Consider the following 15,481-nt stretch of genomic DNA (forward strand, 5'->3'; position numbering starts at 1 on the left):
ATCACGCATCACGCATCAGCGGTCAATGTCCGACGCGCCAGCACCCGTCCACGTGGTCGTCGACCATGCCCGCGGACTGCATGAGCGCGTACATCGTGGTCGGGCCCACGAAGCGGAAGCCTCGCTTGCGCAGGGCCTTGCTCATCGCCTCGGCCTCGACGGTGATGGCGGGCACCTCGGCGAAGGTCGAAGGACGCCGATGGGATGCCGGGGCGAACGACCACATGAAGGCATCGAGCTCTCCCGGCTCGAGGTCGAGGACGAGCCGCGCGTTCGAGATCGTGGCCAGGATCTTGGCGCGGTTGCGGATGATGCCGGCATCGGTCATCAGCCGCTCGACGTCGTCGTCGCCGAACGCCGCCACCGCCTCGGGGTCGAAGCCTGCGAACACCTCGCGGAACCGCGGGCGCTTGCGCAGGATCGTGATCCACGAGAGCCCGGCCTGGAACCCCTCCAGGCTCATCTTCTCGAAGAGCGCGCGGTCGCCGTGCAGCGCGACGCCCCATTCCTCGTCGTGGTAGCGGGCGTACTCGGTGTCGTCGCCGACCCACGCGCACCGCGCGCGGCCGTCGGCGCCGACGCGGACGTCGAGGCTCATCGCGCCAGCCTAGGGGCGGCCTCCGACGCCGGCCCCCATGCGCGGTGTTCAACGCCCCTTCACCGGCCCGATTCCCGGATGCCGCCCGCGTCGCTTACCTTGGAATGTCGGGCTGTTCGAGCCTCGGCAGCTGGGAGGCAGGACCATGAAGATCGTCGCGTCGGCAGATTGGCGGGACTCGGTCCCCTTCGAGAACCCGGTCCTGGTCGCGGATGTGATCCCGGGCGAGCCGACGCGCTGCTTCACGTGCGGCCCCGAGTCGGAGCTCCTCCCCCGCACCGAGCTGTGGGCGTACAAGCACCGGCACCCCAAGAACCACGACGGCTTCGTGCGCTTCTACTGCGCGTACCACGTGCCCGCCGCGGCGATCGTCCCGCAGCCGGCGGCGGCCGCGCCGGCCACCCGCGCCAAGTCGTCGCGCCCGGCAGCCGAGCGCCGCGTCTCCAAGCCCGTCGTCCCCGAGCGCCTGCGCGCCATGTGCCCGAACTGCTTCGTCGAGGTGTCGGCGACGGGCGAGTGCGGCATGTGCGGCTGGAACGCGAACTGACCTGACGCTCACTTCTTCTTGAGCGACTTCTCCGACACGGGGGCGTCGCCCGACGCGGCGAGCGCGCGGTAGTACTCGCGCGCCTCGTCCTGTCGCTGCCGCTCGGCACCCGACGCGATGGGCGCGCGCACGTGCTCAGGAGCGAACCCGTAGGCGTCGACGAGATCCTGCGCGTGCGGACGCAGCCGCGCCGCGAGCCGGTCGATGTAACGGGTCACGGACGCCGCGCGCTGGGTCGAGAGCCGGCCGTTGATGATGTACCACGCGAGGTGCTTCTCGATGAGGTGCAGACCGAAGAGGTCGCGCAGCCACGTCAGCACCTGCTTGGTGCCCTCGTCCGAGACACGGTTCACGCCGTCGGTGAACGCCTCCCACTGGAGCAGCTCGCCGTGGGCGCGGGCGGCCTCGATGAGCTCCGCCTGGTGGCTGTTGAACAGGGCGGCGGCCTCGGCGGGCGAGAGCTTGGACGCGGGGCGCAGCGCGGCCGCGACGTCGGCCACCATCTGCTGCACGCGGCCGGCGAGCAGCTCGTGCTGCTGGTCGGTGCGCAGGCCCAGCTCGATCGAGCGGGCGGTCGAGCCGAGGTCGGCGACCGCCTGGCCGAGCTGGCGCAGGCCGGCACCGTGGAACAGCTTGCCCGCCGTCTGCCTGGCGGCGAACCGCGCCAGCTTCGCAGCATCCGCTCCCTTGAACTGCTTGGCGTAGTCCGACAGCAGGCGCTTGCCGACCAGCTGGAGCAGGACGTTGTTGTCGCCCTCGAAGGTGACGTAGACGTCGAGGTCCTGGTGGAGGCCGACCATGCGGTTCTCGGCGAGGAAGCCCGAGCCGCCGCAGGCCTCGCGGGCCTCCTGGATCGTGCTCAGCGCGTTCCAGGTGCTGAGCGGCTTGAGGGCGGCGGCGAGGGTCTCGAGGTCCTCGCGCTCCTCGGGGGTGTCGGTGCGGCCCGAGAAGACGGCGTCGAACTTCTTGAGCAGTTCGTCGTGGCTGAAGAACTGCGCGTAGTTCTGGGCGAGGAGCGGCAGCAGGCGCCGCTGGTGCTTGCCGTAGTCGAGCAGCACGACCTCTTCGGTGCCCGCGCCGGAGTCGAACTGGCGGCGCTGGTTCGCATAGGTGAGCGCGATGTGCAGGGCGAGCGCGGTGCCGGTGGTCGCGGCGCCGTCCAGCGACACGCGGCCCTGTACGAGGGCGCCGAGCATCGTGAAGAAGCGGCGACCGGGGCTCGGGATGTCGGACGTGTACGAGCCGTCGGCGGCGACCTGGCCGTAGCGGTCGAGCAGGTTGAAGCGCGGCACGCGCACCTGGTCGAACGCGAGACGGCCGTTGTCGATGCCGTTGAGGCCGCCCTTGACGCCGTCGTCCTCGCTGATGATGCCGGGGAGCATCGCACCCTCGTCGTCGCGGATCGGCACGAAGAAGCAGTGCACGCCGTAGTTCACGCCGCCGGTGATGAGCTGCGCGAACACCGTCGCGGCCTTGCCGTGCAGCGCCGCGTTGCCGAGGTAGTCCTTGTACGCGCCGCGGAACGGCGTGTGGATCACGAATTCCTCGGTCTCGGCGTCGTAGGTCGCGGTCGTGCCGATGGCCGCGACATCCGATCCGTGTCCGGTCTCGGTCATCGCGAACGCGCCCGGGAGGCTCAGGTCGATGACGCCCGACAGCCACTCCTCGTGGTGCTTCTGGGTGCCGAGCTGGAAGATCGCGGAGCCGAACAGCCCCCACTGGACGCCCGACTTGATCTGCAGGCTGGGGTCGGCGAGCACGAGCTCCTGGAAGCCGGCGAGGTTGGCGCCGTTGTCGTTCAGCCCGCCGTACTCGTGCGGGAACGCGCGGCGCGAGCCGCCGTGCTCGACGAGCAGGTGCAGCTGCGTCAGTACGCGCTCCCGGTGCTCGGGCATCGGCTGCCCCTCGATGCGCCAGAACGCGGGGTCCTTGATCATCTCGCGCGCCTCGCGGCGCGTCTCGCCCCACGTGCCGAGCAGCAGGTCGGTGACAGCGTCGACATCGATGCGGGGATCGGATGCCTCGGCCGCCGTGTGCGGGGCGGTGGGGGCTCCGCCGGCGGGGATGTTCTTGTGGACGGAAGGCTTCTTGGTGCGGACGGCGGCGTCGGCCATGTGCATCGCCTCTCGGTGCGAGGGGAAGGATCAAGTTGATTTCGACCGTAGGACTCCCACAACCTCACCCCAAAGCCTCTGGCGAATCTCCACAAAGCTAGCGCGAGACGGGTCGCGGTCCCGTTGTGCGGGACGCACAGGCGGGGTGGCCTCAACGGGCAGCCGGTGCCGCTCGCGGAGGCCCTCACGAACGCCCGCGGCGAGGCCTAGGCTCAGGGCATGAGCCCGCCGACGGCGATCACGACCGCGTTCATCCCCGTGCACGACCCGCGCGCGAGCGCGCACTGGTACGCCGACGCGTTCGGCCTCGGCGTGGTGGAAGAGACCGATGCCTCCAGCGTGCTCGCCGGCTCGCACGGCCAGGTGACGCTGATGGGGCCGAAGAGCGGCATCCACGTCGAGCCCGGCCTGCCGTGGGCGACCTGCAACTTCCGCGTCGACGACCTCGGGTCGGTGCACGAACGTCTCGTGCGGCTCGGGGCGCACCCCGGGGACGAGCTCGGAGACCCCGACCGCTGCCTGTTCTTCACGGCCACCGACCCCGACGGGAACACGATCCTCGTCACGGACCGCTGACGGGGGCTCGATGGCCGATCTGACTCACCGCACCGGGCCGCTCGACACGTCGCCGCTCGACCTCGACGGCCGCGAGCCCGACCTCGACGAGCGCTTCGGCCAAGGGGTGCTCGACGAGAAGGTGTGGTGGCCGCACTATCTCCCGCACTGGTCGTCGCGCGAGCGCACCGCGGCGCGGTACACCGTGGCCCCCGACGCGCTCGAGCTCTTCATCGACGCCGGCACCGCGCCGTGGTCGCCGGAGTTCGACGGCGAGAACCGCGTCTCCCACGTGCAGACCGGCCAGTTCTCCGGAGAGCAGGGCAGCGCGATCGGTCAGCACCGCTTCCGCGATGGTCTGGTGGTGCGCGAGGAGCAGCCGGAGCGCCGGCTCCACCTCCCGCGATTCGGCGTGATCGAGGTGCGGATGGCCGCGGTGCGCCACCCCGACGCGATGGTCGCGTTCTGGCCGATCGGCTTCGAGGGCCGGCCCGATGACTCCGGCGAGATCTGCATCGCCGAGATCTTCGGCAGCGAGCTCGACGACGAGGGCGGCTGGGTCGGCGTCGGCGTCAAGGCCCAGCACGACCCTCGCCTGCTCGACGACTTCGAGAAGGTCCGGGTCGACGGCGACCTGACCGAGATGCACGACTACGCCGTCGAGTGGACGCCCGAGGCGATCCGCTTCTTCATCGACCACCGCTGGGTGAAGACCGTGCACCAGAGCATCGACTACCCCGTGCAGCTCATGCTCGACCTCTACGAGCTGCCGCGCAGCGACGGCACCCGCGACCTCGCCGCGCTCCCCCACACGCTCCGCGTCGAGCGCGTGCGCACCTTCCCGCCGCGCTGACCCCGGCCGCCGTCGTCGACCCGCCCGCCCCCGCGCGCCCGTCCGTCCGCCCGCCCGACTTTCGCCGAGAGTACAGCTGGTGGACGAGATGCGGGTTGGTTCCCTACCTCTCGTCCACCAGCTGTACTCTCGCGGCCTGAGGCGTGGCCGGGACGGCGCGCGGCGGGGGCGGGACGCGGGCGGAGGCGGGCGGCCGCGGGCGCGGGACGGCGCGGGCCGCGGGCGCGGGACGGACCCGGGCCGCGCGCTCGGGACGGCGCGCGCCGGCCTCAGAAGAGGCCGACGATCCGGCCGTCGTCGTCGACGTCGATCGAGTTCGCGGCGGGCGACGCCGGCAGCCCGGGCATCGTCATGATGTCGCCGCAGATCATCACGACGAAGCGCGCGCCGGCCGCCAGGCGCACCTCGCGGATGTCGACGACGTGCCCCGTCGGCGCCCCGCGCAGCTTCGGGTCGGTCGAGAACGAGTACTGCGTCTTCGCGACGCACACGGGGTAGTCGCCGTACCCCTCGTCCTGCAGGCGCTTGATCTGCCCGCGCACCGCGGTCGACGCGGTGATCTCGGACGCCCCGTAGATTCGCGTCGCGATCGCGCTCATCTTGTGCCACAGCGTCGCGTCATCCGGGTAGGTGAAGTGCAGAGTGGATGCCGCGTCCCCAGGCTCTGCGGCCCGCTCCTCGCACAGCCGCACGACCTCGCGCGCGAGTTCCTCCGCACCCGCGCCGCCCTCGGCGAAGTGCTTCGCGACCACGGCCGTGACCCCGACGGACTCGGCCGCCGCGACGAGCGCCTGGGTCTCAGCATCCGTGTCCTCCTCGCGATGGTTGATCGCGACCACCGTCGAGATCGCCCACGTCTCGCGCAGGGTCTTCAGGTGGCGCAGGAGGTTGGCGGTGCCGCGCTCGAGGGCGGTGACGTTCTCGTGCGGGAGGTCGGCGACCTCGACGCCGCCGTGGAACTTCATGGCGCGCACCGTCGCGACCACCACCGCGACGTCGGGGCGGAGGCCCGTGGTGCGGCACAGGATGTCGACGAACTTCTCGGCACCGAGGTCGGCGCCGAAGCCCGCCTCGGTGACGACGTAGTCGGCCATCCGCAGAGCGGAGTCGGTCGCGAGGTACGAGTTGCAGCCGTGGGCGATGTTCGCGAACGGGCCGCCGTGCACGAACGCGGGCGTGTGCTCGAGCGTCTGCACGAGGTTGGGCGCGAGCGCGTCGCGCAGGATCGCGGCCATCGCGCCATGCGCCTGCAGGTCACGGGCGCGGATCGGCGTGCGGTCGCGGGTGTAGGCGACGACGATCTCGCCGAGGCGCTCCTTCAGGTCGGCGAGGTCGGTCGCGAGGCAGAAGATCGCCATCACCTCGCTCGCCACGACGATGTCGAAGCCGTCCTCGCGGGGGTACCCGTTCGACGGACCGCCGAGCCCGATCACCGCGTCGCGGAGCGCCCGGTCGTTGACGTCGAGCACGCGCCGCCACATGACGCGGCGCACGTCGATGCCGAGCGCGTTGCCGTGGTGCACGTGGTTGTCGATGAGGGCTGCGAGCAGGTTCGTCGCGATCGCGATCGCCGAGAAGTCGCCGGTGAAGTGGAGGTTGATGTCTTCCATCGGCACGACCTGCGCGTACCCGCCACCCGCGGCGCCGCCCTTCATGCCGAACACCGGCCCGAGGGCGGGCTCGCGCAGGCAGATCATGGCCCGCTCTCCGATGCGGGTGAGCGCGTCGCCGAGGCCCACGGTGGTCGTGGTCTTGCCCTCGCCGGCCGGAGTCGGCGAGACCGCGGTCATCAGCACGAGCCGTCCGCGGGGCTTCTCCTGGAGCGTCCGCAGGTGCCGCAGCGACACCTTCGCCTTGAAGCGGCCGTACGGCTCGAGCTCCTCGTCAGGGATGCCGAGCCCCTCGGCGATCCGGGTGATCGGCCAGAGTTCGGCCTGCTGTGCGATCTCGATGTTGCTCGTGGCCACGCGTCGCTCCCCGTCGGCGGGCCTCGTCGCCCGCTCCCGCCAGCCTATGCGGGGGCACCTCGCCGCGGGACGCTCCGTCCACATCGTGTGCTCTCACCGAGAACACCCGTCAGGCACGCGCACGACGGGTGTTCTCGGCGAGAACACGTGATGTGAACAGCAGAAGGGAAGATGCACGGATGCTGCGCCGCGAGGTCGCGGCGCAGCATCCGGGTGTCAGCGGGTCAGAGCGAGAGACCGTGGCCGAAGCGGAACAGCGGGTCGGCGGTGTCGAAAGGCACGTCGGGGCGCGAGGCCTCGACCGCCGCCATCGACGACGGCACGTCGAACGGGAGCTTTCCGGTCGCCGGCGAGCCGCCGGTCAGCACGTCGAGCAGCGCGTCGGCGTTCGCGCCCCAGTTCGCCGTGACCGCGGAGGCGGCCTCGACGATCGGGCCGAGGATCGCGGGGCGATCGAGGAACACGTCCACCACCGTCGGCACCACCGAAGACACCGCGCGGACATGGGCGACGACGTCCTCGGGGAAGTCGAGCGAGCCCGCGTGGAAGAAGTTCTCGAACATCGAGGCGCGCTGCTCGTACGGCGCCTGCAGGCGCAGGATCGCAGCATCCGCTTCCTCCGGCGTCCCGACGGCCTCGCCGTGGTGAGCCACCGCTTCGGGCGCGATGCCCTCGACGTAGAGCTTCAGGCCGCGTCGCAGCGGCAGGGCGCCGTCGTTGGACAGCACGGCGATCGAGGCGCGCTGCGCGGCCTCGCCCGCGGCGCGGAACTCCGCCGAGCCGACGATGGCGTCGGCCGCCTCGACGTCGACGTACGGGTTCTCGAACAGTCCCAGCTCGAACTTCTCGCGCAGCAGGCGTCGGGCCGAGACGTCGAGGCGCTCCTCACTCACGCGGCCGTCGCGCACGAGGCCGAGGAGCAGCGACGGGTCGTGCTCGCCGCCGAACTGGTCGGCGCCGGCGTCGAGGATCTTGACCATGCGCTCGGCGGGGGTCAGGTGCTCCACCCCCCATGCGCGGGCGGCGAAGTCCGTGCCCATGATCGGCTGGTCGGTGACCAGGCCCCAGTCGGTGCACACGATGCCGTCGAAGCCGAAGCGCTCGCGCAGCAGGCCCGTGAGCACGCCCTTGTTGAACCCGAAGCCGACCTCTTCGTACTCGGTGCCGACCGGCATGCCGTAGTACGGCATGATCTGGCGGCCGCCCGCGGCGAAGATCTCCTCGAAGGGCTTCAGGTGCAGCTCGAACTGCCCGCCGGGGTAGACCTGCTCGCGGCCGTAGTCGAAGTGCGGGTCCTCGCCGTCCTTCTGCGGGCCGCCGCCGGGGAAGTGCTTGGTCATCGTGCTCACCGAGCCCGGGCCGAAGGCCGACCCCTGGAAGCCGCGCACGTACGCCGCGCCCAGCTCGCCGGCGAGAGCAGCGTCCTCGCCGAACGTCTGCAGCTGGCGCGCCCACCGCGACTCGGTCGCGAGGTCGACCTGCGGGTGGAGGGCCACGCGGATGCCGACGGCGGTGTACTCCTGGCGTGCGATGTCGCCGAACCGCTCGACGAGCTCGGCGTCACGCGTCGCCGCGAGACCGAGCGGCTCGGGCCACTGCGAGAAGGGGCCGGCGAACATCGCCGCGCCGGGGTTGTCGCTGAACGAGTGGCGCGGATCGGTCGAGATCGACACCGGGATGCCCAGGCGAGTGGATGCTGCGAGCCCCTGCAGCTTGTTGTGCCAGGCTGCGATGTCACTGGCCTTGGGCGCGACGCCCAGCAGATTGAAGTGGTTCATGTGGCGGCCGACCACGTACTCGCGGTTGGCCGGGATGCCGAACGCGGAGTCGCCCTCGGAGAGCTCGCCGCCCTCGCCCATCACGATCATCGTCTGGAAGAAGAGACCGGCCTTCTCCTCCACCGTCATCTCGGCGAGGAGCAGCTCGACGCGCGCGTCGACGGACAGGCTCGTGTCGAGCCAGGGCCGGTCTTCGGGCGAGGCCGGCGGCGTGGGGACCGTTGTCAGAACGTCTGTCATCACTTCACTCCTTTGATGCGGTAGACGAGCACGGCGCCGGCGAGGGCGACGAGCGCGCCGAAGAGGTACCACGTGGTGTAGCCGCCGAGCGGCGTGGCCGCGCCGACCGCGATGATGGCCGGGGCGATTGCGGGGGCGATCGACTGCGGCAGCGCGTTGGCGATGTTGAGGACGCCGAGGTCCTTGGCGGTGTCGTCGGGGTTCGGCAGCACCTGCGTCGCGAGGGCGAGGTCGACCGAGAGGAACGACCCGGCGCCGAGGCCGATGATCGCCTGCGCGACGATGAGCGTCGTGATGTCGGGTGCGACCGCGAGGAGAGCGAGGCCGACCACCATGATGCCGCCGGCGATCGCGACGAACGGGCGGCGCTTGCCGATCTTGTCGGACAGGATTCCGCCGAGCGGGGCCGAGATCATCATGGCGGCCATCGACGCGAGGTTCGCGACCAGGATCGTGGTGATGGCGGCCTGCTCGTCGAGCTGGAACTTCTCGGTGAGATAGAAGGGCAGGAAGGTGGCGACGCCGGCGTAGCCGAACATCACGAAGAACTTGGTGAGCCACGTCCAGCCGAAGTCGGGGTGCTTGACGGGATTGAAGACGAACGAGCCGAAGAACTGGCCGACCGTGAAGCGCTGCGTCGGCTTGTGCTCGAGGCGGCGGTCCTTGAGGACGAGCACGAACAGCACCGAGAGCACCGTCGCGATTGCCGCCGGCACCACGAAGCGGGCGAAGTCGTCGGAGAGGAAGGTCACCAGGAAGTTGCCGCCGAGGATGCCGAGCGGCGTGGTGATGCCGATGATGCCCGACACCTTGCCACGGCTCTGCTGCGGCACCTGGTCGGGAAGGGTCGCGTTGGCCGCGGCGAGCACGGCGTTCATCGCGGCCTGCACGACGCACCACGCGACGAGCACGACCCACAGCGACTCGGTGACGCCGATGAGGGCGAACCCACCGAGTCCGACGAGCGTGCCACCGAGGATCCACGGGCGGCGCATGCCCCACCGTGAGGTGGTGCGGTCGGAGAGGCGACCCGCAAGCGGGTTGGCGATGAGTGCGAAGAGGGCACCCACCCCGAGCACGAGGCCGAGGTTGCCGGTCGCTTCCTCGGGCGTCGCCGAGATGTGCTGGATCTTGAAGGCCATCGACACCATGACCGGGGTCAGCAGCGCGAGATAGACGCCGAAGTTCACCGCGGCGAGGCCGGGGGTGTAGCCGCGGGGCGTCTTCCCAGGCGTGGTGCCCGGGGCCTTGAAGCCGGTCGTGCCGGCGGCCGCAGCGGTCGCGGCGGGTGACAACTCTGTCATCGGAGTCCTTTCTCGGGTGCGACGCGGGTCGACTCCGACGCGCGTCCAGGCACGAGCGTACATGAAACTCGACCGTTTGGTAACTGAAATTCGACCGCGTGGTAATCGACGAAGATAGGATGGGCGCGCAGGGTGAGCGCAGAGAGGCGGGTGATCCGTGACGACAGTCACAGCGGGCTCCGTGCGCTCCGCCCGCACCGAACAGACGCGGGCCGCGATCGTCGCGGCCGCGCACGATGCGTTCGTCACCCGCGGCTATCGCGCCACGTCGCTGCGCGACATCGCCGCCGCAGCGGGCATCAGTCATCCCGGGCTGCTCCGGCATTACGCCACCAAGGACGAGGTGCTCGCCGCGGTCGTCGACCTCTTCGAGCGCGACAACGAGACCGAGATGCTCGAGCGCCTCGCGGCCGAAGACCCCGGCACGCTCGCCTACAGCGAGCTCGCCCGCCGCAACGAGACCGTACCCGGCTACCTCGCCCTCTTCGCCGCGCTCACGGGCGAGGCATCCACTCCCCGTCATCCCGCGCACGAGATCATGCGCGACCGATACGCGCGCCTCCGCGAGCTGTCGATCGACGCGATCGACGAGGCGATCACGCAGGACATCGTCGCGGCCGACCGCGACCCGGCGGGCGAGGCGGTGCGCATCGCCGCCGCGTGGGACGGGCTGCAGCTGCTCGCGCAGTACCTCCCCGAGCACGTCGACATCGCCGAGACCCTCGAGACGTACGAGGCGTCGCTCGCCCTGCCCCTGGGCTGGCGCGACGCCGGCGAGCCCCCACCATCGTCGACGGCGGCAGCGGTGCCACCGATGCCCACCTTCGCGTCAACGGATGCTGCGCCCTCGGGCTATCGCGTGGGTCGCGAGCGCCGCGCGCTCATCGTCGACGGTGCCACCGCGCTCTTCGCCGAGGAGGGCTACGGCGACACCAGCCTGCGCGACATCGCCGCGCGCGTCGGGGTCTCGAAGTCGACGCTGCTGCACTACTTCGGGTCGAAGGAGGGGCTGCTGAGCACGGTGCTGAGCCACCGCGACCAGCAGATCGAGTCGCGAGCGGACTACGTCCCCGCCGATCGCGCGGCAGACGAGCTGCGGGGCCTGCCCCGGGGCGCCACCGTCAACGCGGCGACGGCTCCGGGCCTCATCGAGGTGTACGCGGTGCTGTCGTCGGAGGCGGTGCCCGCCGACCACCCGGCGCACGCGTACTTCGAGGCGCGCTTCCGCAGCGTGGTCGACCACTTCGCCGCGCTGTTCCGCGCCGCCCAGGAGGACGGCGACCTCCCCTCTCACCGCGACCCCGAGTTCGAGGCCCTCTGGCTCACCGCGCTCTGGGACGGCCTGCAGTACCAGTGGCTCTACGACCGCTCGTCCGTGGATGTCGCGGCCCAGCTCACGGCGCACCTCGACGACGTGCTGCCGCGGGGCTGAGTTCGCTCGGGGACGACGCTCCGGGTCAGCAGCGCGGGTTCAGGCGGCGGCGACCACCGCGAGCACGGCCTCGCCGTAGGCCTCGCGCTTCTTGGCGCCGATGCCCGAGACGCCGTCGAGGTCGGCGAGGCTCTCGGGGCGGCGCTCGGCGAGCGCGCGCAGCGTCGCGTCGCCGAACACGATGTAGGCCGGCACGCCGAGCTCCTTCGCGACGCCGGCGCGCCAGGCGCGCAGCGCCTCGAACAGGCCGGCGTTCGCCGGGTCGAGGTTCGCGGGTGCGGCGGACTTGCGCACGCGCGCGACCCCGCCCGAGCGGCCCATCACGTCGCGGCGCAGCGGCACCGGCGTCTCGCCGCGCAGCACGCCCGCCGCGGACTCGCCGAGCGCGAGCGTGCCGTACTCGCCGCGGGCGACGAGGATGCCGCGGGCCAGCAGCTGCCGGATCACACTGCGCCAGTCCTGGTCGCTGAGGTCGGCGCCGAGTCCGTACGTCGAGAGCTGGTCGTGGCCCTGCTGGCGGATGCGGTCGGTCGAGGCGCCGCGGAGGATGTCTACGAGGTGGCCGGCGCCGAACGCCTGGCCACGCTCGCGCTGCAGTCGCACGATCGTCGACAGCAGCTTCTGCGCCGGGACGAGCCCGTCCCACGTGTCGGGCGCCTCGAGACAGGTGTCGCAGTTGCCGCACGGGCGGGACGCCTCGCCGAAGTAGCCGAGCAGGTTCTGGCGGCGGCATCCGACCGTCTCGCAGAGACCCAGCATGGCGTCGAGGTGCTGGCCGAGACGAGTCTTGAAGGCGCGGTCGCCGGGCGACTGGTCGATCATGCGGCGCTGCTGCACGACGTCGCCGAGTCCGTAGGCCATCCAGGCGACGGATGCCTCGCCGTCGCGGCCCGCTCGACCGGTCTCCTGGTAGTACCCCTCGACGGACTTCGGCAGATCGATGTGCGCGACGAAGCGGACGTCGGGCTTGTCGATGCCCATGCCGAAGGCGATCGTCGCGACCATGACGACGCCGTCCTCGCGGAGGAACCGGGACTGGTTCGCCGCCCGCGTCTCGGCGGGAAGACCCGCGTGGTACGGCAGGGCGTCGACGCCCTGGGCGGAGAGGAACTCCGCGGTCTGCTCGACCGACTTGCGGCTCAGCGCGTAGACGATGCCGGCCGCCCCGGACCCCTGCGATCGGATGAACGCGACGAGCTGGCGCCGCGGGTCGGACTTCGCCTCGATGCGGTACTGGATGTTGGGCCGGTCGAAGCTCGACACGAAGTGCCGCGCGCTCGGCAGGTGCAGCCGCTCGGTCATCTCGCGGTGCGTCGCCGGCGTCGCCGTCGCGGTGAGCGCGAGACGCGGCACGCCGGGGAACCGCTCGGCGAGGGCGCCCAGAGCGAGGTAGTCGGGCCGGAAGTCGTGTCCCCACTGCGACACGCAGTGCGCCTCGTCGATCGCGATGACGCTGAGCGTCCCCTTCGCGAGGAAGCGCAGCGTCGTCTCGGTGTTGAGCCGCTCGGGGGCGACGTAGAGGAGGTCGAGCTCGCCGGCGAGGTACGCACGCTCGACGGCCGCGCGCTCGGGCGGCGCCTGGGTGGAGTTGAGGTACGCGGCGCGCACGCCGTTGGCGACGAGCGCGTCGACCTGGTCGTGCATCAGCGCGATGAGCGGGCTCACGACGAGACCCGTGCCCGGTCGCACGAGAGCGGGCACCTGGTAGCAGACGCTCTTGCCGCCGCCGGTCGGCATCAGCACGACGGCGTCGCCGCCGGCGATGACGTGGTCGACGATCGCGCCCTGTTCACCGCGGAACGCGTCGTACCCGTACACCTCGCTGAGCACCGTGCGCGCGTCGGCGCCGGTGAAGTCCCGGCGCGGGCCCGCGCCCTCGAACGGGTCGATCGATGTCGAGCCGCCCGCAGCGGGGTCGGGCGGAGGCATCCATCCGTCCTCCGGCGGCGCCCACGAGTCGTCGGGCGGAGGCGCGAACTCGGCCTCCCACGCGAGGTCGGCGTACGGGTCGCCCTGGGGGATTGTCACCCGTCCCAGGGTAGCCGCGGCATCCGACGCCCTCCCCCGCGTCCCCGACCTCGTGCACAACCCCGCGCGAACACCTGCCCCCGCGCGGCTGGGGAGGAGGGGCCGCTCAGCACCACTTGTCGGCGAGCGTCATGATCACGTTGACGTTGCGGCTCGTCGCGATCCCGAGCAGCTTCGCGGCGTTCAGCGGATCGACGTTGCCGGCCTGATAACCCGGCCCGAGCAGGGCGTGCCCTGCCCGTCCGCGCACGAGCATCTCGCCCGCCTCCGTCGCCGTCTCCGCGATGCGCGCGACCGCGGCCTGCGGCGGCTCGTCCTTGAGCAGGTAGACGTAGTGCCGCTCCAGCCCCGGGTTCTTCGCCGAGAGCGCGGAGGCCTCCGCCGCGATCGCCTTCAGCTCCGCGGTGGTGAACACGATCGCCGGCACCTCGAACCCGCGATCCGCGGCGAACGCGTCCTCGAGCGTCGTCTCGATCTTCGCCCGCGAGCGCATCGGCGTCGTGAACCGCACGTTCCCCGTGTTGATGTGCGTCTCGACGTCGGTGAACCCGACGCCTTCGACCACCCTCACGATGTCGCCCTTCGGGAACTTCCGCTTCGCCCCGAGATTGATCGCCCGCAGGAACGCCACATAGGTCGGCATGACGCCATCATCCCCGATACCTCCGACCCCCATGCGGTAGCGTCGCCGTCATGCAATGCCTGTGACCTGCCTTCGTCACCACCCCGTCCGCCTCTTTCGCGCGGACTCTGAATGGATGCTGCGCCTCAGCGTCCTCCCGAAAGGCATCGCATGTTCCCCTCATCGTCGTCCCTGCCGCTCGCCGGCAAGACCGCCCTCGTCACCGGCGTATCCCGCCGCCGGGGCATCGGCTTCGCCGTCGCCACGCAGTTCGCCCGCCTCGGCGCCGACGTCTTCCTCCACCACTACCGCCCGCACGACACGCGTCTGCCGTGGGGCGGCGACGACCTCGACGCCGTGCGTGAGGCGCTGCGCGCCGAGCTCGCGCCGGGCGCGCAGCTCGGCGACCTCGAAGCGGACCTGCGGGACGCAGCATCCGTCCCCCTCGTCATCGAGGCCGCACGGGCGCTGACGGGGCGGCTCGACATCCTGGTGTGCAACCACGCGCAGTCGGGGGACGACGGGTCGATCCTCGACATGACGGCCGAGCGGCTCGACGCGTTCTGGCAGACGAACACGCGGTCGACGCTGCTGCTGACGCGGGAGTTCGCGGCGCTGCACGCGGGTCCGCTCGACCCTGCGGCACGACCCGGCGAGCGCGTCGAGCGACGCGGTCCGTTCGCCGAGCCGACGGGCCGGGTGTTCTGGATGACGTCGGGTCAGATCCACGGCGCGATGCGCGGCGAGGTCGCGTACGCGGCGAGCAAGGCGGCGCTCGCGGGCGTCACGAAGACGGTGGCGGCCGAGCTGCTCGACCTCGGGATCATCCTCAACACGATCGATCCGGGGCCTGTCAACACCGGGTACCTCGACCCCGAGACGACCGACCGGCCGCTCGAGGAGATCCAGGAGTGGATGCGCGCGACCCCGTTCGGCCGCTACGGCGAGCCCGCCGACCCCGCGCGCCTCATCGGCTGGCTCGCGACACCCGACGGCGCGTGGGTCGTGGGTCAGGTGCTGTCGACCGACGGCGGCCTCGGCCTCGGCTGAGGGCCTCCCCTCGCCGCGCCCCACAGGCTTGTCCGGACTTCGCCGCGTTCCGCGGGCGGGTGCCCTGCGAAGTCCGGACTTCGGCCCCTAACCGCAGGCCACACCCTGCGAAGTCCGGACTTCGGCCCCCAACCGCAGGCGGCACCTGCAAAGTCCGGACTTCGGCCGCCGTCCGCCTGCGACACCATGCGCAGTCCGGACTTCGGTCGCCCTCCGCGGGCGGTCCCCTGCGAAGTCCGGACTTCGGCCATCATCCACACGCGGCATCCTGCGAAGTCCGGACTTCGGCCGCCATCCGCGGGCGGTCCCCTGCGAAGTCCGGACTTCGGTCCCCAACCGCAGGCCGCACCCTGCGAAGTCCGGACTTCGCACCCGGCGGATGGCTGCATCAGC

The 15,481-nt window shown here is 71.4% G+C and carries 12 protein-coding genes; 5 read left to right on the forward strand and 7 right to left on the reverse strand.

The annotated features are described in order from the left end of the window. Positions 1–22: 22 nt before the first annotated feature. Entirely contained in the window at positions 23–598 is a 576-nt protein-coding gene (locus ACFC1I_RS05695; protein WP_376006905.1) for a DNA-3-methyladenine glycosylase I, read from the reverse strand. Between the two features lie 145 nt (positions 599–743). Between ACFC1I_RS05695 and ACFC1I_RS05700 the strand changes: the two genes are divergently transcribed. Next, positions 744–1,145: a glucose-6-phosphate dehydrogenase gene (locus ACFC1I_RS05700; protein WP_376006907.1), complete on the forward strand. Its 402-nt coding sequence runs from the start codon at positions 744–746 to the stop codon at positions 1,143–1,145. 8 nt (positions 1,146–1,153) lie between these two features. On the opposite strand, the gene ACFC1I_RS05705 is transcribed toward ACFC1I_RS05700, so the two are convergent. Next, the gene (locus ACFC1I_RS05705) at positions 1,154–3,259 is read right to left on the reverse strand and encodes an acyl-CoA dehydrogenase (protein ID WP_376006909.1); all 2,106 of its coding nucleotides are present in this window, start codon (positions 3,257–3,259) and stop codon (positions 1,154–1,156) included. Positions 3,260–3,478: 219 nt separating this feature from the next. Here ACFC1I_RS05705 and ACFC1I_RS05710 point away from each other — a divergent pair, with 219 nt between their 5' ends. Both ACFC1I_RS05710 and ACFC1I_RS05715 read left to right on the forward strand, forming a co-directional pair. Further along, positions 3,479–3,835, forward strand: a complete 357-nt coding sequence (locus ACFC1I_RS05710) for a VOC family protein (RefSeq protein WP_376006911.1) — start codon at positions 3,479–3,481, stop codon at positions 3,833–3,835. A gap of 10 nt (positions 3,836–3,845) precedes the next feature. Further along, a complete protein-coding gene (locus tag ACFC1I_RS05715; protein WP_376006913.1) occupies positions 3,846–4,667 on the forward strand; it encodes a glycoside hydrolase family 16 protein in 822 nt (273 codons plus the stop codon). 269 nt (positions 4,668–4,936) lie between these two features. Here ACFC1I_RS05715 and ACFC1I_RS05720 read toward each other — a convergent pair whose 3' ends face one another. The 3 genes from ACFC1I_RS05720 to ACFC1I_RS05730 form a co-directional block, all read right to left on the reverse strand. After that, complete coding sequence (locus ACFC1I_RS05720) at positions 4,937–6,634, reverse strand: formate--tetrahydrofolate ligase (RefSeq protein ID WP_376006915.1); 1,698 nt, start codon at positions 6,632–6,634, stop codon at positions 4,937–4,939. 224 nt (positions 6,635–6,858) lie between these two features. Next, positions 6,859–8,652 carry a glycoside hydrolase family 3 protein gene (locus tag ACFC1I_RS05725; RefSeq protein WP_376006917.1) on the reverse strand — a complete coding sequence of 598 codons (1,794 nt, stop codon included), beginning with the start codon at positions 8,650–8,652 and terminating at the stop codon, positions 6,859–6,861. After that, positions 8,652–9,956 (reverse strand): MFS transporter, encoded by a 1,305-nt coding sequence (locus tag ACFC1I_RS05730; protein WP_376006919.1) that lies wholly within the window; start codon positions 9,954–9,956, stop codon positions 8,652–8,654. Before ACFC1I_RS05730 ends, ACFC1I_RS05725 begins: the two co-directional genes overlap by 1 nt. 157 nt (positions 9,957–10,113) lie before the next feature. Here ACFC1I_RS05730 and ACFC1I_RS05735 point away from each other — a divergent pair, with 157 nt between their 5' ends. Continuing rightward, entirely contained in the window at positions 10,114–11,388 is a 1,275-nt protein-coding gene (locus tag ACFC1I_RS05735) for a TetR/AcrR family transcriptional regulator (protein ID WP_376006921.1), read from the forward strand. Positions 11,389–11,427: 39 nt separating this feature from the next. Here ACFC1I_RS05735 and recQ read toward each other — a convergent pair whose 3' ends face one another. Continuing rightward, positions 11,428–13,416 (reverse strand): DNA helicase RecQ, encoded by a 1,989-nt coding sequence (gene recQ / locus ACFC1I_RS05740; RefSeq protein ID WP_376006923.1) that lies wholly within the window; start codon positions 13,414–13,416, stop codon positions 11,428–11,430. A gap of 106 nt (positions 13,417–13,522) precedes the next feature. Then, positions 13,523–14,059 (reverse strand): DUF1697 domain-containing protein, encoded by a 537-nt coding sequence (locus ACFC1I_RS05745; protein ID WP_376006925.1) that lies wholly within the window; start codon positions 14,057–14,059, stop codon positions 13,523–13,525. A gap of 150 nt (positions 14,060–14,209) precedes the next feature. Here ACFC1I_RS05745 and ACFC1I_RS05750 point away from each other — a divergent pair, with 150 nt between their 5' ends. Continuing rightward, positions 14,210–15,088, forward strand: coding sequence for an SDR family oxidoreductase (locus ACFC1I_RS05750; RefSeq protein WP_376006927.1), 879 nt, complete (start codon positions 14,210–14,212; stop codon positions 15,086–15,088). Positions 15,089–15,481 lie beyond the last annotated feature (393 nt).

Origin of the sequence: Microbacterium sp. NPDC056044 (assembly GCF_042267145.1) — a bacterium.
Classification (GTDB): domain Bacteria; phylum Actinomycetota; class Actinomycetes; order Actinomycetales; family Microbacteriaceae; genus Microbacterium.